This is a genomic window from Bacillus sp. KS1 (genome assembly GCF_020075515.1).
Lineage (GTDB): Bacteria > Bacillota > Bacilli > Bacillales > Bacillaceae > Bacillus > Bacillus velezensis.
The window spans coordinates 49,351-73,290 of record NZ_JACAWW010000019.1; the positions used below are offsets into that span (position 1 = coordinate 49,351).

Consider the following 23,940-nt stretch of genomic DNA (forward strand, 5'->3'; position numbering starts at 1 on the left):
CGGCTTAAAACCGCGCTAACGAGGGTGGTACCGCGGGAAATAAAAATCTCTCGTCCCTTTTTGGGATGAGGGAGTTTTTTTTAGTTTTAGAATAATCTGAATATAATCTTCCTCATCCCGTCAATACTTGGACTACATACGCCGTATTCAATCAGAAGGAGGTTTTTACGTTGAGTTTTCAGCACGAAAAAATAGAAAAGAAATGGCAGAATTACTGGTTGGATCATAAAACGTTCGCCGTCAGTGAAGAGAATGACAAGCCGAAGTTTTACGCGCTTGACATGTTCCCGTATCCTTCAGGAGCCGGCCTTCATGTCGGACATCCGGAAGGCTATACGGCAACCGATATCCTTTCGCGCATGAGACGCATGCAAGGGTACAATGTGCTTCATCCGATGGGATGGGACGCATTCGGGCTTCCTGCCGAGCAATACGCGCTTGACACGGGGAATGATCCGGCTGAGTTCACAAAACAAAATATAGATAATTTCCGCCGCCAGATCCAATCACTCGGATTTTCTTACGATTGGGATCGTGAAATCAATACGACTGATCCGGACTATTACAAGTGGACGCAGTGGATCTTCACCAAGCTGTACGAAAAAGGGCTCGCTTACGTAGACGAAGTGCCGGTCAACTGGTGCCCGGCGCTCGGAACGGTGCTTGCGAACGAAGAGGTCATTGACGGCAAAAGCGAGCGGGGCGGCCATCCGGTTGAACGCCGCCCGATGAGACAATGGATGCTGAAAATCACCGCTTATGCGGACAGGCTTCTTGAAGATTTAGAAGAACTTGACTGGCCGGAAAGCATTAAAGACATGCAGCGCAACTGGATCGGACGCTCAGAAGGCGCAAACGTGCATTTCGCCATCGACGGCACTGATGACACGTTTACGGTGTTTACGACAAGACCGGATACGCTGTTCGGCGCGGCTTATGCCGTACTGGCTCCTGAGCATGAGCTTGTGGAGGCCATCACGACGCCTGAACAAAAAGAAGCGGTAGACGCTTATGTTAAAGAAGTTCAGGCGAAAAGTGACCTGGAACGGACGGATCTTGCGAAAACAAAAACGGGTGTCTTCACAGGCGCATATGCCGTAAACCCTGCAAACGGAGAAAAGCTGCCGATCTGGATAGCGGATTATGTCCTCGCCTCTTACGGAACGGGCGCTGTAATGGCCGTGCCGGCGCATGACGAACGTGATTTTGAATTCGCCAAAGTGTTCAGCCTGCCTGTCAAAGAAGTCGTAAAAGGCGGAAACACGGAAGAAGAAGCGTACACGGGAGACGGTGAGCATGTCAATTCCGGCTTTCTGAACGGACTGAATAAAGCGGAAGCGATTGAAAAAATGATCGCCTGGCTTGAAGAAACGAAAAACGGTGAGAAAAAAGTGACATACCGTCTGCGTGATTGGCTGTTCAGCCGCCAGCGCTATTGGGGCGAGCCGATTCCGGTTATTCATTGGGAAGACGGCACGTCAACAGCCGTTCCGGCGGAAGAGCTGCCGCTGATTCTGCCGAAAACCGATGAAATCAAACCGAGCGGAACAGGTGAATCACCGCTTGCCAACATTAAAGAGTGGGTGGAAGTCACTGATCCTGAAACGGGCAAAAAAGGCAGAAGAGAAACGAACACGATGCCGCAATGGGCGGGAAGCTGCTGGTATTTCCTCCGCTTTATCGACCCGAAAAATCCGGATCAGCTCGCTTCACCTGAGAAACTGGATAAATGGCTGCCCGTTGATATTTACATCGGAGGAGCGGAGCATGCCGTGCTTCACCTTCTGTACGCGCGTTTCTGGCATAAATTCCTCTACGATATCGGTGTCGTGCCGACGAAAGAACCGTTCCAAAAGCTGTATAACCAAGGAATGATTCTCGGGGAAAACAATGAAAAAATGAGTAAATCCCGCGGAAACGTCGTCAATCCGGATGAAATTGTGGCGTCTCACGGAGCAGATACGCTCCGCCTGTACGAAATGTTTATGGGACCGCTTGATGCATCTATCGCCTGGTCTGAATCAGGTCTTGACGGAGCGCGCCGCTTCCTTGACCGCGTATGGCGTTTGTTTATCGAGGAAAACGGCGAGCTTACGGGCAAAGTGACAGAAGGCGCGGGCGAAACTCTTGAGCGCGTCTATCATGAAACGGTCATGAAAGTGACAGAAAACTTCGAAGCCCTTCGTTTTAACACGGGCATTTCTCAGCTGATGGTCTTCATTAATGAAGCTTACAAAGCGAATGAACTGCCGAAAGACTATATCGAAGGTTTTGTGAAGCTGCTTTCTCCTATTGCGCCGCATTTGGCTGAAGAACTGTGGGAAAAACTCGGCCACGAAGGTTCAATTGCATACGAGGCTTGGCCTGCTTATGACGAATCAAAACTGGTGGATGATGAAGTTGAAATCGTCGTCCAGCTGAACGGAAAAGTAAAAGCGAAATTAATGGTTCCGGCTGATGCTGATAAAGCAGCGTTAGAACAGCTCGCACAAGCTGACGAAAAAGTAAAAGAGCAGCTTGAAGGAAAAACGATCCGAAAAATCATTGCCGTACCGGGCAAGCTTGTCAATATCGTGGCAAACTGACCGGACGAAGCCCCTCTCCAACAGAGAGGGGCTTTTTTATCAGGCCTCTATCATAGAAATTGCACCGCGGGCTTTGGTATACTTAACACCATAAAGATGAATGGGAGTGTCATACATTGAAAATAAATGAAATCAGCACAGCCGCACTGGAAGAAAAATTAAAAGCGGGAGAAGAGCTGTATCTGATTGATGTCAGAGAAGACGAAGAAGTTGCCGAAGGAATGATTCCGGAGGCCGTTCACATCCGCATGGGAGACATCCCTGAGAAGATGGATGCGTTAGACAAGGACAAGGAGTATGTATTTATCTGCCGCTCCGGAAAAAGAAGCATGAACGTTTGTATGTATTTACATGAGCAGGGCTTCCGTACGGTTAATGTTGAAGGCGGCATGCTGGAGTGGGAAGGCGAAACAAAGCCGAAGAAATAACGCTTTGAAGTGAAAGAAGAAAAGGGACGTGCGTCTTTTTCTTCTTTTTTTATAGAAAAACGGGAGGCGAATCAGGTGAAACCGATGATCCGCGCGATGAAAACAAACGATATCAAACAGGTCCGGCAAGTCGCAGAACGCAGCTGGCATCATACGTATGAAGGGATTATTCCCAGACACATTCAGGATCAGTTTCTCGAATCGGCCTATCAGGATGAGATAATGGAACGCCGGCTCTTGCATTCTCTGTTCTTTGTGGCAGAAGAAGAGGGGCGAGTGCTCGGTTTTGCAAATGCCACCCCGGTTCAAAAAGACGGAAATGCGGAGCTGACCGCCATCTATATTGACCCGGATTGCCAGGGAAGCGGGATAGGCACGGCACTCCTTAAAGAATGCATCAGGCAGTCCGGCGGGGTAAAAAAGCTTTATGTCCATGCAGAAAAAGAGAACCGCATCGCCTTATCCTTTTATCAAGCGAAAGGGTTTCAATGGGTATGTGAATTTGAAGAAGATTTTAAAGGACACACTTTACAGACGGTCAAACTGGTGCTGAACATATAAAGCGTCCGGCCTGCCCAGGACCGGATCGCGAATGATCAGTGATAAGCCGGAAGCAGGTCTTTGTGCGCTTCAAATAAGTCGTCGCACAAAGAGATGATGTCATTCATGGAAAGCTCGGCGCTCGTATGCGGGTCAAGCATGGCCGCCTGATATACGGCTTCCTTTTTTAATGTAACGGCCGCTTCGATGGTTAAAAGCTGTGTGTTAATGTTTGTTCTGTTGAGCGCCGCGAGCTGCTCCGGAAGTTCGCCGGAATAGCACGGCATAATGTGGTTTTTGACGGCTGTGCAAGGCACTTCAACGACCGCTTTCGCCGGCAGATTCGGTATCAGCCCGGTATTCAGCACATTGCCGCCGAATGTGAACGGACGGCCCGTCTCCATTGCTTCTATAATTCTCGAACCGTATTCTTTCGAGCGTTCATGCGTCAGGTTTTGGTTGTTGATGATGCCGTCTCTCATCGTTTCCCAATTGTTGATTTGTTCCGCGCATCTCCTTGGATATTCATCAAGCGGGATTTGGAGTTCATCTATCAGCTCCGGATACCGGCTTTTTATAAAATACGGATGATATTCGGCATTATGCTCAGATGATTCCGTTACGTAGCAGCCGAATTTATCCATTAGCTCAAACCGCACCATGTCCTTATGTTTCGTCTTTTGTTTTTCGCGTGCCCGTCTTTTAATTTCAGGATATAAATCAATTCCGTCTTTTTTAATCTCCAAAAGCCAAGCCATATGGTTGATGCCGGCAATGCGTTCTACTGTCCCTTCGTGATCCATGCCGAGTGAGTCAAACAGATCTTTGGTACATACCTGGACGCTGTGGCACAGGCCGACCGTTTTTACATTTGTATGTCTGAGCATCGCTCCGGTCAGAGAGGCCATCGGATTTGTATAGTTTAACAGCCACGAATCCGGGCAGACCTCTTCCATGTCTTTTGCGATGTCAAATAAAACGGGGATGGTGCGAAGGGAACGGAAAATGCCGCCTATTCCGACGGTATCGGCAATCGTCTGGCGGAGACCGTACCGCTTCGGGATGTCAAAGTCAATGACCGTCGCGGGTTTATAACCGCCGACCTGAATGGCGTTTATCACATAGCCGGCGTGTTTCAGCGCCTGTTTTCGGTCATCGTAGGAGATGATGGATATACTCGTATTGTAGCGGTCTCTCATGTTTTCCAGCATGAGCTGGGATTCTTTCAGCCGTACAGCGTCAATATCATAAAGCGCGAATTCAAACCCGTTTAATGCTTCAGTCAGTAAGCAGTCCCCCAGTACATTTTTTGCGAAAATCGTGCTCCCCGCTCCGATAAACGTAATTTTCTTCAACAAAAATTCCTCCCTTTTCTTCTCAGCCTTTGACCGCTCCGGAGGACAGCCCTGAGATAAAATATTTTTGAAGTGCCAAAAACAATACGACCATCGGCAGCATCGCCATAATTGCGGCTGCGGCGACTAAGTGAAGATTGTTCGCGTTTTCGCCGAAAAATCCCGCCATGGCCACGGTCAATGTCTGCACCTTTTGATCTTGTAAAAAGAAAATCGCAAATTGGTAATCGTTCCAGATAAACACGCAGGAAATAATGCAGACCGTTGCGGTAATCGGTTTCAACAAAGGAAACACGATTGTATAAAAAGTCCTGATCAATCCCGCGCCGTCCATCCTGGCGGCTTCCTCAAGCTCTTTCGGAATGGAAGAGCGGATAAACCCTGAATATAAGAAAACGGTCAGCGGCATATATGCAGCCGTATTAATGAGAATGGCTGCGGCATGCGTATTGATCAGCCCCGCATCAGCGACCATCTTGTATAAAGGAACCATGGAAGTCAAAGGCGGGATGATCATGATTGAAATCAAAAGGCCGAAGACGATTTTGTTCAGCTTTGTATTTCTTCTTGCGAGAGGGTATGCGGCAAGCGAACCCATGAAAATTAACAAAGCGGCGGAAACGGCTGTAATGATGATCGTGTTCAGAAAGGATTGCCCGAGAGAGGCACGTTCCCATGCTTCACGAAAATTTTGAAAAGAAAAGGCGGTTGGCAGCGACCATTTTGAACTGTAGTCTCCTTTTGCTTTTAATGACGTGGTCAGCAAAATATAAAAGGGGACAATATGAATGCACGAGATAACGGCTGCCAACAGCGTAAAAATACGCATTCGGGCTGTTTTCATGACATTTCCGTCTCCTTTCGCTTGAAATACACGAGCGCCGAAAAGCTGATGACAAGAATCATGACGGACATAAACACGCCTTGGGCGGCGGCATATCCCGCATCCTGCCGTTTAAAATATAAATCATACATAAACGTCGACATCGATTGAGAGGAATTGCCCGGCCCGCCTGCGGTCAGCGCGAAAATGACATCAAACAGCTTCAGCCCGCCGATGATATTGATAACCATGTTGATGGTGACAGCCGGCATCAATAAAGGCAGGGTGATGGTGAAAAACGGCTGAAGACCTCCCGCGCCATCCATTTTTGCGGCTTCGTAATAATCTTTCGGAATGCTTTGCAGCCCCGCCAAATATACAATCATCGCAATGCCTGCGTATTGATACGTGTTAATCATCACGATAATCCACGGGTTTGCCGCAGGGCTTGCCAAGGCGTTGACAGGACCGATTCCCAGTGCGCCAAGCACATCATTCAGCGCACCCCCGTCATATGAGAAAATAAAATACCAAATGTATCCCATTATCAGCGGACTGATAATGACGGGCAGGTAGACGATCGTTCTTGTGAGCGCCTTCATTTTTAGGCTTTGATTCAAAAGCAGCGCATATAAAAGTCCGAGCATATTCTGAAAAAAAGTGCTTCCGATGCCGTAAAGCAAAGTGTTTTTCACAACAAGCCACGTGTCCGGATCTGTAAAAAGCCTTTTATATTGAGTGACTCCCACCCATTGATACGTCTGTGAGAAGCCGTTCCAGTTTGTAAATGTGATAAAAGCGCCTTTGACAAACGGAAAAATCATGAAAATAAAAACCGTGGCAAGAGCGGGAACGTACATCCACCATAGTGACGCGGATTTTACCGGCTTTTGATGTTGAAATCCTTGGGTTTCTCTTGCAAGATCACTCATTCTTTTTCAGCTCCCCGTGAATCAGATTGAAGCCGGAGCCGCTTATATTCCCTGCCGAGTTTCGCTGAAATTTCAGCGGGGGTTAAGATATCGGCCATCAGCTCCTGCCCGGCTGTTCCCATCACATCCCACATTCCGTTCGGCAAATAAAGGCGGTCAAAATAAGGCTGCACCTTAATATGCTGATAGCGCTTATAGTCATTTGCGTAGAAAATATCCGTTTGCACATTCACTAATCCGGCCGGAAGCGAGGTCGCTTCGGCAATTGATTTTGCATGCTCGGGGCGGGCCATAAATGCGATAAACTGTTTCGCTTCTTTAAGCCGCGGGGAATCCTTGAATGCCGCCAGCGTGTAACGTTCGCCTCCGATCCAAACCGGCGCGTCTCCCTTGTGGACGGCCGGGGTCGGTATGATGCCGACTTTTACCTTCGGATTGATTTGAGCGACGTCTTGGCCGAGGGTGCCGCCCTGCAGCGTAAAGGCGATTTTGTTTTGCGCCATCAGTTCAATGAGCTGGGATCGTTTTGCCGTCACGGCATCTATATTGAGCAGGTTTTCCTTTTGCATCTCTTTCAGTTTGTCAGATAAATAGGTGAAGTGTGTCCAGCGGAAGGTTCCGTCTAACAGTTGTTTTTTGTAACGGTGTGCGGGATCTGTGATGAGAAGCGGTGCGGCGAATTGATCGTAATATTGGGCAAATGAGCTTTTCTCATAGCCGGCAAACCAGAAGGGGGTGACTGTTCCGCCGCTTTTTTCTTTAATATGTCTCAATGCCTTCATAAAATCATCCATTGTTTCCGGCGGTTTGATTCCGTATTTTTTCAACAGCGTGCGGTTGTAGGCCAGTCCGTCCTTTGCCTGATTCAGAGGGAAGGCGTATATTCTGCCTTTGGCGTCTTTAAGCATGCTGTTTAAATTCGGATCGAGCCGCTTCGTCCAAGACATGCCGCTGAGGTCGGCGGTATATTCTCCGTAGCGGATTTTGGCCCAGCCGTGTGTGTCGAAAAGGTCGGGCATGTCACCGGCTGCCATTCGGACCCTCATCATATTTTCGTAGTCATTGCCTGGGAAATGAACGTTTACTTGAATGTCCGGATGTTCTTTTTGGAATGAATCAGCCAACTTTCTGAATACGGCGCGTTCGCTGTCTGAGGATATGGTGGAATAGACTGTCAATGTTTTCTGCTTTTCTCCGGCGCCGCTCTGTTCTGCCGAGCAGCCGGGAAGTATCATGCAAGTAAAAGAAAGAAACAAAGCCAGTAAGCGTTTCATCTTTTCCTCCTTTAAATATGATATAAACGCTGCGGGACACGTCACCTCCTTTCTTGTGAGCCGCAGCTTTGTCTGACAATCAATGAAGTGGGGAGCGTCACGGCCAGCGGGACGGTTCTGCCGTTTAAACGGTCGAGAAGCAATTTGACACCCGTCCGGCCCATCTCTTCCGTGTATACTTTTACCGTTGATAACGGCGTGCTGGCGTATTCTGCCTCATCAATTCCGTTGAAGCTGACAATCGCCGTATCGCGCGGGACTTGAAGACCGGCTTCCTGCAAGGCTTTTAAAGCGCCGACAGCCATCGAATCACTTGCGATAAAAAAGGCATCGGGGAGACTTCCGCCTTTGATGGCTTCATTCATCAGCCGGAACCCTTCGTGCATACTGTATTCGCCGATCAGCACATGCTCCGGCTCGCCGCCGGCCATTTGTAAGAAAGCGGTCAGACGCTTATCCTCAATCGTTTTATTGCTGTTTACACCGTCTATGACGGTATGCTCCCGCTCCCGGCCGCCGATATAACCGAGCCGCTGGTAACCGAGCGACAGAAGATGTTCTATCGCCTTTTGCGCTGCGGCATAAAAATCCACGCTGACGGAATCGTAGCGGGCGGGATCGGGGGTGCCGTTAACAAATACCGCGTGCCTGAAAGCGGCGCTGATGTTCGTAAGCGCCTCGTCTTGCAGGCTGCCGATTACGATCACGCCGTCCAGTTCGTGAAACATATGCTCTTGAAAAGAACCGAGATGGATAGAAGATGTGATAAAAACTTTTTGCCGAAAGCATTCTTCCTCAATGCCTTTTCGGATCGCTGAAAAATAAGGATCCTGCCGTTCTTCTTCGGGTGACAGGCAGCTGACAACGCCGATCAGGGGCGCTGAATCGCTGCGGCTGCGGTTCTTCCGTCTTTTTGCCGACGGCTGATAGCCCAGCTCATCGGCGATCTTCAGAACTTTTTCTCTTGTTTCATCAGTCACGGCTAAAGAGTCATCCTTATTCAAAATTCTCGATACTGTCGCGCTGGATACAGATGCCTGTAAGGCAATATCTTTGAGACGGACCATTTCGCATCTCCTTTTTACTAAATATTCACTAAATAGAAATGACCTGGTTATTGTTAAAGTGATATTATCATACGTGAGTAAGCGTTTTCAACAACTATTTTCGGTTACTTTTAGTAAAAATCAGTAAAAAAGAAAATCTGTTTTTCTCTATCATATTTCAATTGAACCGGAATAAATTGATAGAGAAAGGAGAGGGTGATGTGCTGAAGATAGCTGTTTTTGATGAGGAGCATGAAAAGGATCTGCAGACTGAAGTCAATACATTTTTAAAGGGGATTTCTGATGAACAGCTCGTTGATATTAAATATACGGTAGCGGCGGCCTGTGATCCTGAAGGTGAGCAGCTTTATTGTTTTTCCGCTCTCATTTTATACCGAAAATAAAAAAGCCCGGACGAAATGCCGGGCTTCTTTGTTCATTATGCTTTTTTGACGCGGGGACTTCTTGGTTTTTGGTATTTCTCCGCTTGTTTGATTCCTTTTCTCTCGCTCGCTAATGACTTGTACAGAGACACAATCATCAGAAGAATCACGACTGAAAACGGAACCGCGGCGAGAATGGCCGTGTTTTGCAGTGCGGCAAGACCGCCGGAATATAATAAAACCGCTGCTACGGCAGACTGGATAATGCCCCACGTGACTTTCACCCGGTTTGAAGGGTTCAGCGAGCCGTAAGTCGTCTGCATTCCAAGCACAAATGTCGCTGAATCGGCTGATGTAATAAAGAATACAGCGATCAGAAGAAGCGTTATTACGGATGTCACCATTGTCAGCGGATAGTGGCTGAGTGTGCCGAACAGCATCGTATCCGTTGACATTCCCGCGACATTGAATACGCCTTTCTGCTGAAGATCCATCGCGGATACACCGAAAATCGCAAACCATAAGAAAGCCAATATACAAGGTGTCACCAATACCCCGATTAAAAATTCCCGGATCGTCCGGCCCCTTGATACACGGGCGATAAAAATGCCGACAAACGGCGACCAGGATATCCACCAGGCCCAATAAAAAATGGTCCAGCTGTTAATCCATTCGCGTTTTTGGGGATCATTCGGAGACAAGCGAAAGCTCATCTGCACGATATTTTGGATGTATTGGCCGATAGAATCGGTAAATGAGTTCATAATCAGCACCGTCGGGCCTGCAATGAGGATAAAGATCATTAAAATAGCCGCGAGCGCCATGTTGGTATTGCTTAAGTATTTAATCCCTTTGCCGATTCCGCTCCACGCAGAAATCAAAAATAACACGGTCACGACAGCGATCAGGATCAGCTGAATGGAAAATGTTTTCGGAATGCCGAATAAATAATGCAGACCGCCGTTGATCTGAGTCGCTCCGAGCCCTAAGCTTGTCGCCACACCGACAACGGTCGCAAACACGGCGATACAGTCAATCGCTTTGCCGATCGGCCCGTTTACTTTATCACCCAAAAGCGGTGTCAGTGTGCTGCTGATCAAACCGGGCGCGTCTTTTCTGAATTGAAAATATGCGATACATAAAGCGACGACCGCATAGATGGCCCAAGCGTGCAGCCCCCAGTGGAAAAATGTGTACCGGAGCGCATCACGAAATGCTTGGGGCGTTTCTGTTTCACCTGAGGGAGAGCTGATGGCGTAATGGCTGATCGGTTCCGCAGCCCCGTAAAATACCAAACCGATTCCCATGCCTGCGCTGAAAAGCATGGCAAACCATGATAATAAGCCGAATTCCGGTTTTTCCCCGGGTTTTCCGAGTTTTATTGTGCCGATCGGACTCACAATGAGAAAGAGACAGAAACCGACAAATATAGAAACGACCAGCAGATAATACCAGCCGAAAGAATCCGTAATAAATTTTTGTGCCGTATCAGTGACTTGCTGCAGGCTGTCAGGAGAAATGGCCCCCCATAAAACCGCAGCGGCTGTGATGACAATCACAATCCAAAAAACACTGGAGATGTTCTTCTTCAAACGTTCTCACCCTCTGACTATTTTTTTCAATACGCCATTTTGTTTTAGTATGGTCGTACGATTGCAGATCAATCCTTTCTTCCTATTCCCTCAATCAGGTGAAACAAAACGCAGAAAACTCTATCATGTTTTTGGTCAATTATCAACGGGAACGCTCAGGTAAATGCGCTTTAAACCATTTAGAGCGAGCGTGAGAAACGTCCTGCATTCAAACCGGCGAGACGCCCCGTGACAAAGGCTGAAGTGATATTGTAGCCCCCGGTATAGCCGTGAATATCGAGTATTTCTCCGCAAAAATATAAGCCTTCCATTTTTTTTGACGCCATTTGTTTCGGCTCAATCTCTTTTACGGAAACACCTCCGCCTGTGACAAACGCTTTGTCCAAAGAAAGCGTTCCGTCAGCGGCAACCGTAAATTGTTTGCAGTCATTGACAAAAGCCCTGAATTGATCCTTCGGCAGTTCCGTAAAGCTTGTCTGCGGATCAAGACCGTTCCGTTCCAGAAGAAAAAGCAGGTACCGTTCCTGCATCCACGGCTTCAGCGCGTTTTTGAGCGCTTTTTTCGGTGCGTCTTTCAGTTCCTTGTGCATCTTTTGAAATAACTCTTCCTCGTTGATGCCGGGAAACAGATCGATACGGAGTTTGACCTCTGGCTGCTTTTTCAGTTCTTTGACGACAAATTGGCTGCAGCGGAGAATGGCGGGGCCTGACAAGCCGAAATGGGTAAACAGCATGTCCATCACGTGTGTGACGATTGGTTTGCCTTTTTTATTCAGGACGCTGACGGCCGCGTTTCTAAGAGACAGCCCCTGAAGTGTTTTTTGTTTAATAAACGGTTCTGACGACGTAACCGGCACTTCCGTCGGAAAGAGTTCGGTTACGGTATGACCGGCCGCTTCCGCCCATGCGTAGCCGTCTCCGGTGCTGCCGGTATGCGGGACTGATTTTCCGCCGACCGCGATAATGACGGCGTCTGCGTTAATGTGTTCGTCATTGTTTGTCGTAATGCCTGCTGTCCTGCCGTTCTCGTACCGCACCTCTTTGATTTTTTCATTTGTGCGGATGGTGACATTCAGTTGTTTTAATCGGTTCAAAAGCGCATCGACAACGCTTTGCGCTTTGTCCGTCACCGGGAACATGCGCCCGTGGTCTTCTTCTTTCAGCTGAATGCCGAGTTTTTCAAAAAAGGCGATGATATCTTCATTATTAAATTCGGAAAACGCGCTGTATAAAAAGCGGCCGTTGCCGGGGATGTGTTTGATGATTTCTTCAACGGGGAGGCGGTTGGTCACGTTGCAGCGCCCGCCGCCGGAAATCGCCAGCTTCCGTCCCAGCTTGTTTCCTTTATCGATTAATAATACGTCCGCCCCTTCTTCGCCTGCGGCAATCGCAGCCATTAAACCGGACGGGCCGCCGCCGATCACAATCACGTCATAGTGTTTCATATTTCATCAACAACTTTCTTTTTCACGTATAATAGGCGGAAATGTCCGCTTTCTGCTATTATAGCGAAAGAAAGGGAATCCTTAAACGTATTTTGTTTTTAAAGAGTTTTCCCAAAAAGTTTCCCGCTGTAATTATTACCGTCTATTTGCCCAATTGTGTTAAAATAGAAAAGTTGAATCTTCGTAGAAAATGGTGATGAGGAAACATGTCAAGCAAATTGTTAAGGGGCACGTTCGTGCTGACGCTCGGCACCTATATATCGCGGATTTTAGGGATGATTTATCTGATCCCGTTCGGAGCGATGGTCGGAGCGACGGGCGGAGCTTTGTTTCAATACGGATATAATCAATATACACTGTTTTTAAACATTGCCACGATGGGATTTCCCGCCGCGGTTTCAAAGTTTGTCTCGAAATATAATTCCAAAGGAGACTATGAGACGAGCAGGCGGATGCTGAGAGCGGGAATGTCGGTTATGCTCGTTACCGGGATGATCGCTTTTTCGATTCTTTATATTTCGGCGCCGTTTTTTGCGGAAACATCTCTCGGCGGCGCAAGTAACAACGGCCTTACGATTGACCACGTCGTTTATGTCATCCGGATGGTCAGTCTGGCACTTTTGGTTGTGCCGATTATGAGTCTTGTACGCGGTTTTTTCCAAGGCCATCAGATGATGGGGCCGACAGCCGTTTCTCAGGTTGTGGAACAGCTTGCCCGGATCATCTTCTTATTGGGCGCAACATATTTGATTTTAAGAGTGATTAACGGAGGCCTTGTCATCGCAGTCGGATACGCGACTTTCGCAGCGCTGATCGGATCATTCGGAGGGCTTGTCGTCCTTTATATTTACTGGAATAAGCGGAAGGGCGATCTTCTGGCGATGAAGCCGAACCTCGTCCCGTCAGCGAACTTAAGCTATAAAAAAATGTTTATTGAGCTTTTCAGCTATGCCGCTCCTTACGTTTTTGTCGGACTGGCGATTCCTTTGTATTCTTATATCGATACGAATACGTTTAATAAAGCGATGATTGCGGCGGGCCATAAGGACATCAGCCAGGACATGCTGGCGATTGTCACCCTCTATGTGCCGAAGCTTGTCATGATTCCGGTTTCTCTGGCGACCGCTTTCGGTCTGACGCTGATCCCGACGATAACCGAATCATTTACGAGCAGGAATTATAAGCTTTTGAACCAGCAGATTAACCAGACGATGCAGATCATTCTGTTTTTGGTTATCCCCGCCGTTGTCGGGATGTCGGTGTTATCAGGGCCGGCCTATACGTTCTTCTACGGTTCTGAAAGCCTTCGTCCGGATATCGGACAGGATATTTTGTTCTGGTACGCGCCTGTCGCGATTTTGTTTTCTCTGTTTACAGTAAACGCCGCGATCCTGCAAGGGATTAATAAGCAGAAATTTGCGGTCGTGAGCCTTTTCATCGGCGTCATTATAAAAGTGGTGCTGAACGTGCCGCTGATCAAGCTGTTTCAGGGAGACGGCGCCATATTGGCAACGGCGCTCGGTTATATCGCTTCTCTTCTGTACGGTTTTATTATGATTAAGCGTCATGCGGGCTATTCGTATACGGTGCTTATGAAGCGGGTCATTTTAATTGCGGTATTATCCGTTGTAATGGGAGTCGCGGTCAAGCTGACTCAATGGCTGCTCAGTTTCTTCGTAACGTACCAAAGCGGCCAGCTGCATGCGGCGATTGTCGTCTTTGTCTGTGCCGCTGTCGGCGGTGCGGTGTACATGTTTGCCGCGTACCGAATCGGATTTTTGCAGAAAATGTTTGGAAACCGTCTGCCGCGGGTTTTAAGAAGAGGCAGGCATTCCGCCCATTGAGGAATAATGAACAGTCCGCTTATTGCGGGCTTTTCTTTTTAAAGGAGAGGATCAGGATGAGACTTGATAAGCTGCTTTCAAACAGTGGATTCGGCTCAAGAAAAGATGTGAAAAAAATCGTCAAGGCAGGGGCTGTCATGATTGACGGAGAGCCGGCGAAAGATGTGAAAACCCATGTCGATCCGGATAAACAGGACATCACGGTATACGGAGAGCCGGCAGACTACCGGGAATTTATTTATGTCATGATGAATAAGCCGCAAGGAGTGCTGTCCGCTACAGAAGACAGCCGCCAGCAAACGGTGGTTGATCTGCTGACGCCCGAAGAACAGAGATTCGAACCGTTTCCGGCGGGGCGTCTTGATAAGGATACCGAAGGATTTCTGCTTCTGACCAATGACGGGCAGCTCGCTCATCGTCTGCTTTCTCCGAAAAAGCACGTGCCCAAAACATATGAGGTCCGGTTAATTTCACCTCTGTCACCGGAAGACATCGTTCATCTGGAAAGAGGCGTCGTCATTGAAGGAGGCTATAAGACGAAGCCGGCAGCCGTTGAAATCATTACAGAAAGCCCGGATGAAACGGTGATTCACTTGACCATTACAGAAGGCAAATATCATCAGGTGAAGCTGATGGCAAAGGCTGTCGGAAATGAAGTGGCTTATTTAAAACGGCTTTCGATGGGGGCTGTTTCTCTTGATCCGGAGCTTAAGCCGGGAGAATTTCGCGAGCTGACTGAAGAAGAGCTCGCAGCGCTGAAAGATACTGAAGTATAATCGATATCAGAAAAGCCCAAAACAGATTTGTTTTGGGCTTTTTATATAGAGGAACAAAAAACAACAAGGCAAAGACGCTGCTTTGCCTTGCAGCATGTCAGGCCGAAAAAGGCCTTATGTAATTGTTCGCTTAAGATGTAATTTTTACTTTTTTTCGTGTTGTCTCCCACTTGCCTCGGCTAGGACTATGAACAAGATCATTGTATGCTAACACATTTAAGTCTCGCTGAATGGTTCTAGGTGTAATGCCGAATTCATCAACCAGTTCCTGTGTCGTCACAAGACCTTTTTCCTGGATGAACATGTAAACTGATTTAATCCGAGTCAGCATACGATTTGTTGAAGGTTTCAAAAAACCACTCCCTATCATAAGATCGGATGGACTTGATATACCACAACTTTCGACTCTAAAACTTCGTACGAATAAGCAACAAAGGCAGACATTCTGTTTTTTCTCTTTTAACTGCCTCCATTATACACGATATGGCGGACATGAATCTAGGAATAAGCGCAGATAATTTTTACCAATTGAGCGCCGCCTTGGTGCATTACTATGCCCGGCCCGCTTTTATTATTATGGAAACTGAAACTTTTTTTATACGTGTCCGTATGAAAACGGGGGAGGGAGAAAGCTTGGGAGACTTATTGAATGCAAACATCGTCTGCGCCGGTTATGCTGACAGGCCGAAGGTGATCTCAAATGTATCTCTGTCGGTCAGCGCGGGGGAAATTGCCGGGTTAATCGGGGCAAACGGAGCGGGGAAAAGTACGGTGATTAAGGCGATTCTCGGGCTGTGCAGGGATATAGAAGGCGGAATTGAATGGAATGATTCATCCTATGCTTACATACCGGAGCGTCCGAGTTTTTATGAAGAATTGACGCTTTGGGAGCATCTTGAACTCACAGGGTCATTGCGGGGGATAGAAGCCGGAGAGTGCCGTGAGCGGGCCGGGCGGCTGCTTGATGAATTTTCATTGACGGCGGTAAAACACGAATTGCCTTCCGGTTTTTCAAAAGGGATGCAGCAAAAATTGATGCTCATACAGGCGTTTTTGGCGAAGCCGGATATTTACATCATTGATGAGCCGTTTATCGGACTTGATCCGATCTCAACGAAGCTGTTTACCGACATGCTGATTGCTGAGAAGGAAAGGGGCGCGGGTATTCTGATGTGCACCCATGTTCTGGATACCGCCGAAAAAATCTGCGACCGGTTTTATTTGCTGGATCAGGGCGCTCTGCTTCTTCAAGGCACGTTAGCGGAGCTTCAAGAAAAAACGGGGAGCGGTTCATTGTTAGATTGCTTTTATTCAGCGGTTCGGAGCAGCCAGAGATGACCGGGCGGGCTTTGTTTTTTCAAAGGCTGTTTCATTTCTGGCGGTATCAATGGAAGGTGTTTCAGACGGTCATTGATTGGACGGTCGCGCTGTATATCATTCTTCCTGCTGCCGCATTGGCCGTTTATCAATATGCTGAATGGCTGAACGGCAGGGGTCTTCTTGATAGAGCTGCCGGAGTATTAGGCTGGGGCTGGCTGTATGTCTTCAGTGTCCTGCTGTTGTGCACCGGTTTTATTCATACCTTTTTGCTGGAAGCGGATCACGTGTTTTTGGTGCATGCAAAATATCTGATGAAAAAGCTGAAACGGTACGCGCTTTTGTATTCGATGTTCCTTTCACTTATCAAATGGGGCGTGCTTGCCGTGCTGTTATTTCCCTTATGGCGCCAGTATGGTGACTGCACCTTCTCGGCATATTCAGGCATTTTTTGCTGTCTGTCCGGCTTTCATGCTGCGATATTGGCAGTGCATCGGCAAAGAAAAATCAGACGGCAGACAGTCGGACATCAGGCGGCAGGCTGGCTGAAAGCGGCGGTTCTGTTGGCGGGCGCGTGTTTCATGATCCGGTTTGCCGCCGAGTGGTACTGGCTTTGGCCGGCAGGCTGTATATTGTTCATCTGCTCCGTTCTTTTGACTTGGAAAGAAGCCGAGTCCTTATCAGCTTTTGAGGAAGAAGTGCTTGAGGAGAACAGGCGCAAGCTTTCATTCGCCGCCTTTGTTTTGATGCTCAGCCATGATGTGCAGCTGCCGAATGTAAAAAAGAAAGGGCGGAGCAAGCCGTTTTTATATCCCGGCTCAAAGCACATCTTTACAAAACGGTCGGCGTATACAGCATGGAAAGAATTGTTTTTTAAAGTGCTGATCCGAAACGGCGGGTATCTCCGGCAGCTTTACCTTTTAACCGCGGCTTTTACGGCTCTTATTCTCGTTCTTCCGCTCTTAGTGAAGCCGGCAGTCCTCATTTTGTTTGCGATCGTCAGCCGCTATGCCGCGTCGCTTTTATTTGACCGGATCACGGATAAACCGGTTTTAAGCGGTATCAAGAGAGACAGTGATGACTATTTCAGGGCGCGAAACAGCGCATTAACCGTCATTCAAATCATCTGTTCCGCCTGGTGTCTCATTGCCGCGATTCTTTCCGTTCTTTATATGTGAAAATCCCTTTCCGAAAAAGGAAAGGGATTTTTCTTAATGTCCGTTCAAAATAAAAAGCTGAATAAAAAACAATATGGCGAAGATGATGACTAAAGGATGGATTTCGCGCCATTTTTTCTTAGCTGCTTTAACAAGCGGATATGAAATGAAGCCGAGTGCGATTCCGGTTGAAATACTGGACGTTAAAGGCATCGCCAAAATGACGAGAAAGGCCGGGAACGCTTCATCAAGCTCATTCCAGCGGATATTCGATACCGCGCCCATCATCAGGCTGCCGACAATAATCAGAGCCGGTGACGTAATCGCGGACACTTCCGATAAGACGCTGACAAGCGGGCTGAAAAACATGGAAACGGCAAACATAACGGCAATCGTCAGCGCCGTCAGACCCGTTCTTCCGCCGGCCGCCACACCTGCTGAAGATTCAACGAACGCGGTCGTCGGGCTGGTGCCGAAGATACTTCCCACCGTCGTAGCGGTCGAATCAGCCAAAAGCGCTCTTCTGGCATTCGGCAGCTGATTGTTTTTGATCAATCCCGCTTGTTCGGCGACACCGATCATGGTGCCGGTTGTGTCAAAAATCGTAACAAGAAGAAAAGAAAACACAACGGCGTACAGACCGTGATGCACGACATCCCCGAGGGCACCGAACGGATTTGTGATCAAAAGCCCCTCCGGCAGGTGCGGGAAGGACATGAATCCTTTCGCGAAATGGATCTGCCCGGTCAAAAAGGCAATGACGGCGGTCAGCGCCATTCCGATGAACAGAGCCCCGTTTACATTCAGCACCATCAGTACAATACTGATGATAAGTCCGATAAGCGTTAAAATGACGGCGGGCGAATGAAGATCGCCGAGTGCGACAAGATTAGATTTATCAGCCGTGATGATTCCGGATTGGCGTAAGCCGATAAAAGCGATAAATAAGCCGATGCCGGTCGTAATTCCGTATTTTAAATTGTCCGGAATTGCTTCTATAAGTTGTTTTCTTAAAGGCGTTAACGATAAAATAATAAAGATGACTCCCGCGATAAAAACGGCGCTGAAAGCCGTCTGATACGTAATGCCGCTGCCTGTGCCGACAACGTGAAAGGCAAGATACGCGTTTAAGCCCATGCCTGGGGCAATGGCGATCGGAAAATTTGCAGCGAGAGCCATCCATAAAGTTCCGACAATGGAAGCGATAATCGTCGCGGTGAACACCTGGTCAAACGGAATTCCCGCATTGGAAAGGATCACCGGATTGACGACAATGATATACACCATTGTGAAAAAGGTGGTCAATCCCGCGGTAATTTCTCTTTTTATTGTCGTTTGATGCTTGTCGAGATGAAACATAAGTACCTCCAATGACGAACATTTTTTCAAAACATCATCTATATTATTCGTTTTATCGACATTTTGCAAGTCTTTTATCAAGAAAGGGGATTTGTGATGAACTGGGAAGTTGAAGTCATCAGAAACAAAGAAGATCTGATCCGTGACACGCAGAAGTTTTTGCAGATCAACAGCGTAATGGACGAATCAACAGCCGGTCCCGGCCGGCCGTTTGGAGAAGGCGTCAATGCCAGCCTGACGTCACTGCTGGAATTCGGTGAAAAAGAAGGCTTCACCGTAAAGAATCTTGACGGCTATGCGAGCCATATTGAATGGGGAACGGGTGACGAAATCGTCGGCGTTTTGTGCCACGTCGATGTCGTTCCGCCCGGAGACGGCTGGACGAGCGATCCGTTTTCAGCCGATATCAGGGACGGCCGGATATATGCCAGAGGCGCCATAGATGATAAAGGGCCGACAATGGCGGCGTTTTATGCGCTGAAAATCGTCAAAGACATGCAGCTTCCTTTATCCAAACGCGTGAGAATCATCATCGGAACGGATGAAGAAAGTGATTGGAGATGCGTGGATCACTACTTCAAACACGAAAAAATGCCTGACATCGGCTTTGCTCCTGACGCGGATTTTCCGATCATTAACGCGGAAAAAGGAATTATAGATGCGTCACTGCGCATTGCAAAAAGCGCTTCTGACAAAGACGCAAAAAACGGGCTTCTGTCATTCCGTTCAGGACTGCGCTTGAACATGGTGCCGGATGCGGCTGAAGCGGTTATTGAAGGGGACGGTCTTGATGCCGTGCACGCATATTTCAGCAAATGGCTTGAGCAGTCAAAAACACAAGGTGAAGCAGTTTCGGAAAATGGAAAACTGACGCTTCGGGTATACGGAAAATCATGCCACGCGATGGAACCGGATAATGGTGTCAATGCCGGCTTAAAGCTTGCTGAATGCCTTAACGGAACAGAGCTGGATGAAGCCGGAAAGCACTTTGTCAAAACCGTCAGTGACTATTTTTCAAATGATACACGAGGCAAAAAATTGAAAATCGATTGCAGGGATGACATCAGCGGAGAGCTTACATTGAATGTCGGCACCTTTACATACAGAAAGGGTGAGGAAGGAGAACTCGGCATCAACATCCGTTATCCCGTCACTTCAGACAGCAAATTCATCCGTGATGCTTTTACGTCTGCTGAAGAATTCCGGCTTGAAGAATTTAAAGACAGCAAACCGCACCACGTTTCTGCCGATCATCCGCTCGTAAAGACGCTTCAAAAGGTCTACGAAGGACAGACGGGAAAGAAAGCGGATCTGATTTCAATCGGCGGAGGAACGTATGCGAGATCCCTTTCGGCGGGCGTCGCGTTCGGGCCGCTGTTCCCCGGCCGGCCTGACAGCGCGCATCAAAAGGATGAGTATATTGAAATTGATGACCTTCTCCGGTCAACCGCTTTATACGCCGAAGCCATTTATGAGCTTGCCAAGTGATAATAAAAAGGGACGCCGAAAGCGGCATCCCTTTTTATCATTCAAATGACCATAAATCCGTTGATAAATAACGTTCTCCCGTATCAGCCGTCATACAGATGACGATCTGTTCGGAAGGGAGGCGTTTTGCGGTTTCAATGGCGGCGAAGCAGGCGGCGCCTGAAGACGGGCCGACGAGTATGCCTTCTTCCCGGGCCAGACGACGTGTTGTCGTATACGCATCTTCATCAGATATTTTCATAATTTCATCGTAAACGTCCTGATTCAGTATGCCGGGAATAAATCCGGGGCTTGTCCCGACAAGCTTATGAGCGCCGGGTTTTCCGCCAGACAGGACGGGAGATCCCGCGGGCTCGGCGACATGAACAATCATATCCGGGAAAAGCTCCTTCAGCGTTTCTCCGGTTCCGGTAATGGTTCCGCCCGTTCCCGCCGTTGCCACAAAAGCACCGAGCGGTCTGTTGAGCTGCTGAACGGCCTGATAGATTTCAATGGCGGTCGTTTTTCGGTGGGCATCTGGATTAGCGCCGTTATCGAATTGCATCGGGATAAAACTTCCCGGAATCTGTTCGGCGAGTTCTTTCGCTTTTTTGATGCTGCCGGGCATTCTTTCGGCCCCCGGCGTTAATACCACCTCCGCGCCGTACGCTTTAAGCAGGTTGATGCGTTCTTTCGTCATCGTGTCAGGCATGACGAGGATTGCTCTGTAGCCGCGGGCCGCCGCGTTCATCGCCAGACCGATGCCTGTATTGCCGCTTGTCGGTTCGATGATGACAGAGCCGGGTTTTAAATGCCCGCTTTTTTCCGCTTCAATGATCATATTGTAAGCCGCTCTGTCTTTGACACTGCCGCTTGGGTTAAATGATTCTAATTTTAAATAGACCTGTGCTGCATGTTCTGGCTGAAGGCGATTGAGCTTTACGATCGGTGTGCCGCCGATCAGCTCCGCCGTGCTGTTTACGATTTTCAAGGCCGGCTCATTCCTTTCTGTATAAAACGTTCGGTACATAATATCCTATCATAATGAGCGGACAGGGTTCTCCTCTCCGCTTATCCGTTTTATAATAACACCATAACCAAAGAGGGGGAGATCCTCGTATGAGAGCTTCATTGCCGCATTATTTTATCGGCATTCCGATTCCGGCTGACATTGCTGAACCGATTTGGAAAGCAGCCAAAAAGGAGCCGGCGTTATCATTCAAAAAATGGGTGCACCCGCATGACTATCATATTACACTCATTTTTCTCGGAGCCGCGGATGAAGAACGGCTTGCGAAATTATCGTCTCTGCTCGCAGATGCTGCGTCGGCAGCGCAGCCGTTTACCGTACAGTTTCAGCATCTGGATATTTTCGGCGACCGCAGACAGCCGAGAGTGCTTCACCTTGAGCCCGAACGGAATGAACTGCTCTTTGATTTGCGGGAAAAAACAAAACAGGCTGTTTTGAAAGCCGGTTTTCAAGTGGAAAAACGCCCGTATCACCCTCATATGACGATGGCGCGGAAGTGGGCGGGAGACCGGCCGTTTCCTGACGATGTGCCGTTTGAAAGCGGCAGGGTGCAAAGTGCCGTCAGCCGGTTTTCCCTGTTTCAGACCCATCTTGACCGGTCGCCTAAATACGAAGAAATCGCACAGTTTCAATTGACATAAACAAATATTCGGAGTGGAGAAATCACATGGCACAGATCATCAAAATTCACGACTGCATATCCAGATATGAACTTGATCCATATCATTATATGAACCAGTTTATTCGGCTGAAGAAAGAACGCTGGAAGGCGCTTCTTGAAGCGTTTGACCGGATGACGGAAGAAAAAGAAACGGAAACGGCTGCAGGCGGGGAAACCGATCAAGCGCCGGCCAGGAAAAAATTTTCTTTAAAAAAGAGAAAAGAAGAAAATACGGCCGATATAAATGAAAAGAGGCACCAATGGTTTGATGAGCCGGAGGGAGAAGAGGCGCTGTTCGGGAATCTCCCGTCTCGAAAGTCTGAGCTCGCGCCTTTTTTCAAAGATCAGCTGTATGACTTTCAATTAAAATGGGCGAGCTCCACGCTTTCTCAAAAGTCTGAGCTTTCGCAGGCGGTCAAAAGGGACAGGATGTTAAAAATGCTGGCTCAAAAGCTGCCCGATTCCTATTTTGTGATGTATCATCCGGTTCTGCAAATTCAGCAGGCGTCCGTCGAACTGAGCATGATCATCATCTCGCCGCTGGAGATTTTCTGCGCCGCTTTTATGGAAGCGGAAGAGGACAGCGTATATATCGGATCAAAACACCGTTTTTGGGAAGAAAGAGGCTCCGGCAGCACGCGCCAAGTATTGAATCCGTCTCTCAGCCTGCACCGGACAGGCTCGGTCGTTTCGCAAATCGTAAAAGAAAAGCAGGCCGACATTCCCGTGCGGAAGCTTTTGCTCAGCAGAACGTCTTATATTGATTACCCGGAGCCGCCGTACGGGCTGGAAATAGCTGATAAACGGACTGCCGCAGAGTGGCTGGAAAAGCAGCAGAAAAATACGGCGCCGATCAAGCACCACCAGCTCAAGGCGGCGAAGGCTCTCTTGTCTTACGGCTTGAGCGATTCAAGCCGGAGACAGGAATGGCTTGATTAAAACGGACGTTTGTCGGCTGTCTCTTCATCTATGAAGCAGGTGAAAACAAACGATGAGTCAATGGTTTTTTATTATTAATCCGGTCTCAGGAGGCGGGCGGGGCCGGCGTGTCTGGAAATCAGTTCAAAAAGAGCTGACCAGGCGCGGGGTCAGCCACCGCTCTTTTTTGACCGGGCATCCCGGACATGCGGAGGTGCTGGCGAGGCAGATTTCAATGATGCAGGATCATAAGCTTAAGCGGCTGTTCGTCATCGGCGGTGACGGGACGATTCATGAAGTCATTAACGGACTGAAAGGAACGGATCAGATTGAGCTGACCTTTGTGCCTGCCGGTTCGTACAATGATTTTTCCAAAGGGCTTGGTATTAAGAAGTCGGCGCTTCTCCAAGAAATCAAAAGTCTGCACCGCCCGCTCACACGGAAATTTTTTGCGGGAAACATCAACTTTTTTCATGACAAAGCGCAATCACTTTATTTTATGAACCACCTGTCTGTCGGCTTCGATGCCTCAGTTTTGAAGGCAGCCGCGAATTTTCCGTTTTCGCGCGTTCTTCGGTTTTTGCGTCTCGGATTTGTGATTTACCCGCTCGCGCATTTACATACAGCCTCGGGGTTTCAGCCGTTCAGATTTGTTTGCACGGCAGACGGCCAGAGGCGTGAATTCCGCAATGTCTGGTTTGTCATTGCGGCTAATCATCCTTATTACGGAGGCGGCATGAAAGCGGCGCCTTCAGCAAATCCCCGTCAAAACCATTTTGATATTGTCATCGCAGAAAACCTGTCCTTTTTCTCGCTGTATCGTTTTTTATGGGCGATGAGCTTCGGCCGGCATATCAAAATGGACGGAGTGACGATGATAAAGGGGAAGGAATTCGTTTTTGAAACAGATGGGAAAATCCCGTTTCACGCTGACGGCGAGCTGATCGGAACGACGCCGTTTCGGCTTATGCCGGGCGGTACGCCGTTGAAAATAAAAACATAATAAAC

At 48.3% G+C, this 23,940-nt stretch carries 22 protein-coding genes and 1 other annotated feature (1 of these 23 only partly in view); of the genes, 12 read left to right on the plus strand and 10 right to left on the minus strand.

Annotated elements, in window-relative coordinates; translation table 11 throughout:
- Nucleotides 1-61, plus strand: a binding site (T-box leader); it begins 153 nt to the left of the window's first position.
- A 109-nt stretch (nt 62-170) separates the two neighbouring features.
- From leuS to HWY38_RS13970, 3 genes are all read left to right on the plus strand, one after another.
- Nucleotides 171-2,585, plus strand: coding sequence for a leucine--tRNA ligase (leuS, locus tag HWY38_RS13960; protein WP_007613214.1), 2,415 nt, complete (start codon nt 171-173; stop codon nt 2,583-2,585).
- A gap of 116 nt (nt 2,586-2,701) precedes the next feature.
- Nucleotides 2,702-3,013, plus strand: a complete 312-nt coding sequence (locus tag HWY38_RS13965) for a rhodanese-like domain-containing protein (protein ID WP_003152299.1) — start codon at nt 2,702-2,704, stop codon at nt 3,011-3,013.
- Between the two features lie 84 nt (nt 3,014-3,097).
- Entirely contained in the window at nt 3,098-3,574 is a 477-nt protein-coding gene (locus tag HWY38_RS13970; protein WP_224182215.1) for a GNAT family N-acetyltransferase, read from the plus strand.
- Between the two features lie 35 nt (nt 3,575-3,609).
- On the opposite strand, the gene melA is transcribed toward HWY38_RS13970, so the two are convergent.
- Genes melA through HWY38_RS13995 form a run of 5 tightly spaced genes read right to left on the minus strand, consistent with a single transcriptional unit; the run spans nt 3,610 to nt 9,004 of the window.
- Complete coding sequence (gene melA / locus HWY38_RS13975) at nt 3,610-4,908, minus strand: alpha-galactosidase MelA (RefSeq protein ID WP_224182056.1); 1,299 nt, start codon at nt 4,906-4,908, stop codon at nt 3,610-3,612.
- A 22-nt stretch (nt 4,909-4,930) separates the two neighbouring features.
- On the minus strand, nt 4,931-5,752 hold the full coding sequence (locus HWY38_RS13980) for a carbohydrate ABC transporter permease (protein ID WP_224182057.1): 822 nt from the start codon (nt 5,750-5,752) through the stop codon (nt 4,931-4,933).
- Nucleotides 5,749-6,663: a carbohydrate ABC transporter permease gene (locus tag HWY38_RS13985; RefSeq protein WP_199022105.1), complete on the minus strand. Its 915-nt coding sequence runs from the start codon at nt 6,661-6,663 to the stop codon at nt 5,749-5,751. The genes HWY38_RS13980 and HWY38_RS13985 overlap by 4 nt, the downstream gene beginning before the upstream one ends.
- On the minus strand, nt 6,660-7,937 hold the full coding sequence (locus tag HWY38_RS13990) for an ABC transporter substrate-binding protein (RefSeq protein ID WP_224182058.1): 1,278 nt from the start codon (nt 7,935-7,937) through the stop codon (nt 6,660-6,662). Before HWY38_RS13990 ends, HWY38_RS13985 begins: the two co-directional genes overlap by 4 nt.
- Before the next feature lie 41 nt (nt 7,938-7,978).
- Entirely contained in the window at nt 7,979-9,004 is a 1,026-nt protein-coding gene (locus tag HWY38_RS13995; protein WP_224182059.1) for a LacI family DNA-binding transcriptional regulator, read from the minus strand.
- 200 nt (nt 9,005-9,204) lie between these two features.
- Here HWY38_RS13995 and HWY38_RS14000 point away from each other — a divergent pair, with 200 nt between their 5' ends.
- Nucleotides 9,205-9,387 carry a sporulation protein Cse60 gene (locus HWY38_RS14000; protein WP_003152309.1) on the plus strand — a complete coding sequence of 61 codons (183 nt, stop codon included), beginning with the start codon at nt 9,205-9,207 and terminating at the stop codon, nt 9,385-9,387.
- Between the two features lie 35 nt (nt 9,388-9,422).
- Here HWY38_RS14000 and HWY38_RS14005 read toward each other — a convergent pair whose 3' ends face one another.
- Nucleotides 9,423-10,958 (minus strand): BCCT family transporter, encoded by a 1,536-nt coding sequence (locus HWY38_RS14005; RefSeq protein WP_224182060.1) that lies wholly within the window; start codon nt 10,956-10,958, stop codon nt 9,423-9,425.
- Between the two features lie 179 nt (nt 10,959-11,137).
- Nucleotides 11,138-12,403, minus strand: a complete 1,266-nt coding sequence (locus tag HWY38_RS14010) for an NAD(P)/FAD-dependent oxidoreductase (RefSeq protein WP_047936041.1) — start codon at nt 12,401-12,403, stop codon at nt 11,138-11,140.
- A 206-nt stretch (nt 12,404-12,609) separates the two neighbouring features.
- Between HWY38_RS14010 and HWY38_RS14015 the strand changes: the two genes are divergently transcribed.
- Nucleotides 12,610-14,247, plus strand: coding sequence for a polysaccharide biosynthesis protein (locus tag HWY38_RS14015; RefSeq protein WP_016938523.1), 1,638 nt, complete (start codon nt 12,610-12,612; stop codon nt 14,245-14,247).
- Nucleotides 14,248-14,303: 56 nt separating this feature from the next.
- Complete coding sequence (locus HWY38_RS14020; protein ID WP_224182061.1) at nt 14,304-15,023, plus strand: pseudouridine synthase; 720 nt, start codon at nt 14,304-14,306, stop codon at nt 15,021-15,023.
- Between the two features lie 130 nt (nt 15,024-15,153).
- On the opposite strand, the gene HWY38_RS14025 is transcribed toward HWY38_RS14020, so the two are convergent.
- Complete coding sequence (locus tag HWY38_RS14025) at nt 15,154-15,375, minus strand: DeoR family transcriptional regulator (RefSeq protein WP_003152337.1); 222 nt, start codon at nt 15,373-15,375, stop codon at nt 15,154-15,156.
- A gap of 281 nt (nt 15,376-15,656) precedes the next feature.
- Here HWY38_RS14025 and HWY38_RS14030 point away from each other — a divergent pair, with 281 nt between their 5' ends.
- On the plus strand, nt 15,657-16,361 hold the full coding sequence (locus HWY38_RS14030) for an ABC transporter ATP-binding protein (RefSeq protein WP_224182062.1): 705 nt from the start codon (nt 15,657-15,659) through the stop codon (nt 16,359-16,361).
- The gene (locus HWY38_RS14035; RefSeq protein WP_224182063.1) at nt 16,358-17,518 is read left to right on the plus strand and encodes an ABC transporter permease; all 1,161 of its coding nucleotides are present in this window, start codon (nt 16,358-16,360) and stop codon (nt 17,516-17,518) included. Before HWY38_RS14030 ends, HWY38_RS14035 begins: the two co-directional genes overlap by 4 nt.
- A gap of 33 nt (nt 17,519-17,551) precedes the next feature.
- Here HWY38_RS14035 and HWY38_RS14040 read toward each other — a convergent pair whose 3' ends face one another.
- On the minus strand, nt 17,552-18,856 hold the full coding sequence (locus HWY38_RS14040; RefSeq protein ID WP_045208534.1) for an NCS2 family permease: 1,305 nt from the start codon (nt 18,854-18,856) through the stop codon (nt 17,552-17,554).
- A gap of 96 nt (nt 18,857-18,952) precedes the next feature.
- Between HWY38_RS14040 and pepV the strand changes: the two genes are divergently transcribed.
- Nucleotides 18,953-20,344, plus strand: coding sequence for a dipeptidase PepV (gene pepV, locus HWY38_RS14045; RefSeq protein ID WP_224182064.1), 1,392 nt, complete (start codon nt 18,953-18,955; stop codon nt 20,342-20,344).
- A 37-nt stretch (nt 20,345-20,381) separates the two neighbouring features.
- Here pepV and cysK read toward each other — a convergent pair whose 3' ends face one another.
- Nucleotides 20,382-21,353 carry a cysteine synthase A gene (gene cysK / locus HWY38_RS14050; RefSeq protein ID WP_224182065.1) on the minus strand — a complete coding sequence of 324 codons (972 nt, stop codon included), beginning with the start codon at nt 21,351-21,353 and terminating at the stop codon, nt 20,382-20,384.
- Between the two features lie 89 nt (nt 21,354-21,442).
- On the opposite strand from cysK, the gene thpR reads away from it, so the two are divergent.
- From thpR to HWY38_RS14065, 3 genes are read left to right on the plus strand one after another with little or no spacing between them, the layout of a single operon-like run.
- The gene (gene thpR, locus HWY38_RS14055; RefSeq protein WP_224182066.1) at nt 21,443-21,994 is read left to right on the plus strand and encodes an RNA 2',3'-cyclic phosphodiesterase; all 552 of its coding nucleotides are present in this window, start codon (nt 21,443-21,445) and stop codon (nt 21,992-21,994) included.
- Nucleotides 21,995-22,020: 26 nt separating this feature from the next.
- A complete protein-coding gene (locus tag HWY38_RS14060) occupies nt 22,021-22,953 on the plus strand; it encodes a hypothetical protein (protein WP_101670324.1) in 933 nt (310 codons plus the stop codon).
- A gap of 52 nt (nt 22,954-23,005) precedes the next feature.
- Nucleotides 23,006-23,935, plus strand: coding sequence for a YegS/Rv2252/BmrU family lipid kinase (locus HWY38_RS14065; protein WP_224182067.1), 930 nt, complete (start codon nt 23,006-23,008; stop codon nt 23,933-23,935).
- Nucleotides 23,936-23,940 lie beyond the last annotated feature (5 nt).

Excerpts from the sequence above, each read along its gene's own strand:
- HWY38_RS14015 (WP_016938523.1), top strand. The coding sequence starts at position 12,610 with ATGTCAAGCAAATTGTTAAGGGGCACGTTCGTGCTGACGCTCGGCACC.
- HWY38_RS14020 (WP_224182061.1), top strand. The coding sequence starts at position 14,304 with ATGAGACTTGATAAGCTGCTTTCAAACAGTGGATTCGGCTCAAGAAAA.
- thpR (WP_224182066.1), top strand. The coding sequence starts at position 21,443 with ATGAGAGCTTCATTGCCGCATTATTTTATCGGCATTCCGATTCCGGCT.
- cysK (WP_224182065.1), bottom strand. The coding sequence starts at position 21,353 with ATGTACCGAACGTTTTATACAGAAAGGAATGAGCCGGCCTTGAAAATC.
- HWY38_RS14065 (WP_224182067.1), top strand. The coding sequence starts at position 23,006 with ATGAGTCAATGGTTTTTTATTATTAATCCGGTCTCAGGAGGCGGGCGG.
- HWY38_RS13990 (WP_224182058.1), bottom strand. The coding sequence starts at position 7,937 with ATGAAACGCTTACTGGCTTTGTTTCTTTCTTTTACTTGCATGATACTT.
- pepV (WP_224182064.1), top strand. The coding sequence starts at position 18,953 with ATGAACTGGGAAGTTGAAGTCATCAGAAACAAAGAAGATCTGATCCGT.
- HWY38_RS14060 (WP_101670324.1), top strand. The coding sequence starts at position 22,021 with ATGGCACAGATCATCAAAATTCACGACTGCATATCCAGATATGAACTT.
- HWY38_RS14010 (WP_047936041.1), bottom strand. The coding sequence starts at position 12,403 with ATGAAACACTATGACGTGATTGTGATCGGCGGCGGCCCGTCCGGTTTA.
- HWY38_RS14035 (WP_224182063.1), top strand. The coding sequence starts at position 16,358 with ATGACCGGGCGGGCTTTGTTTTTTCAAAGGCTGTTTCATTTCTGGCGG.
- HWY38_RS14040 (WP_045208534.1), bottom strand. The coding sequence starts at position 18,856 with ATGTTTCATCTCGACAAGCATCAAACGACAATAAAAAGAGAAATTACC.
- HWY38_RS13970 (WP_224182215.1), top strand. The coding sequence starts at position 3,098 with ATGATCCGCGCGATGAAAACAAACGATATCAAACAGGTCCGGCAAGTC.
- HWY38_RS13985 (WP_199022105.1), bottom strand. The coding sequence starts at position 6,663 with ATGAGTGATCTTGCAAGAGAAACCCAAGGATTTCAACATCAAAAGCCG.
- HWY38_RS13980 (WP_224182057.1), bottom strand. The coding sequence starts at position 5,752 with ATGAAAACAGCCCGAATGCGTATTTTTACGCTGTTGGCAGCCGTTATC.
- HWY38_RS13995 (WP_224182059.1), bottom strand. The coding sequence starts at position 9,004 with ATGGTCCGTCTCAAAGATATTGCCTTACAGGCATCTGTATCCAGCGCG.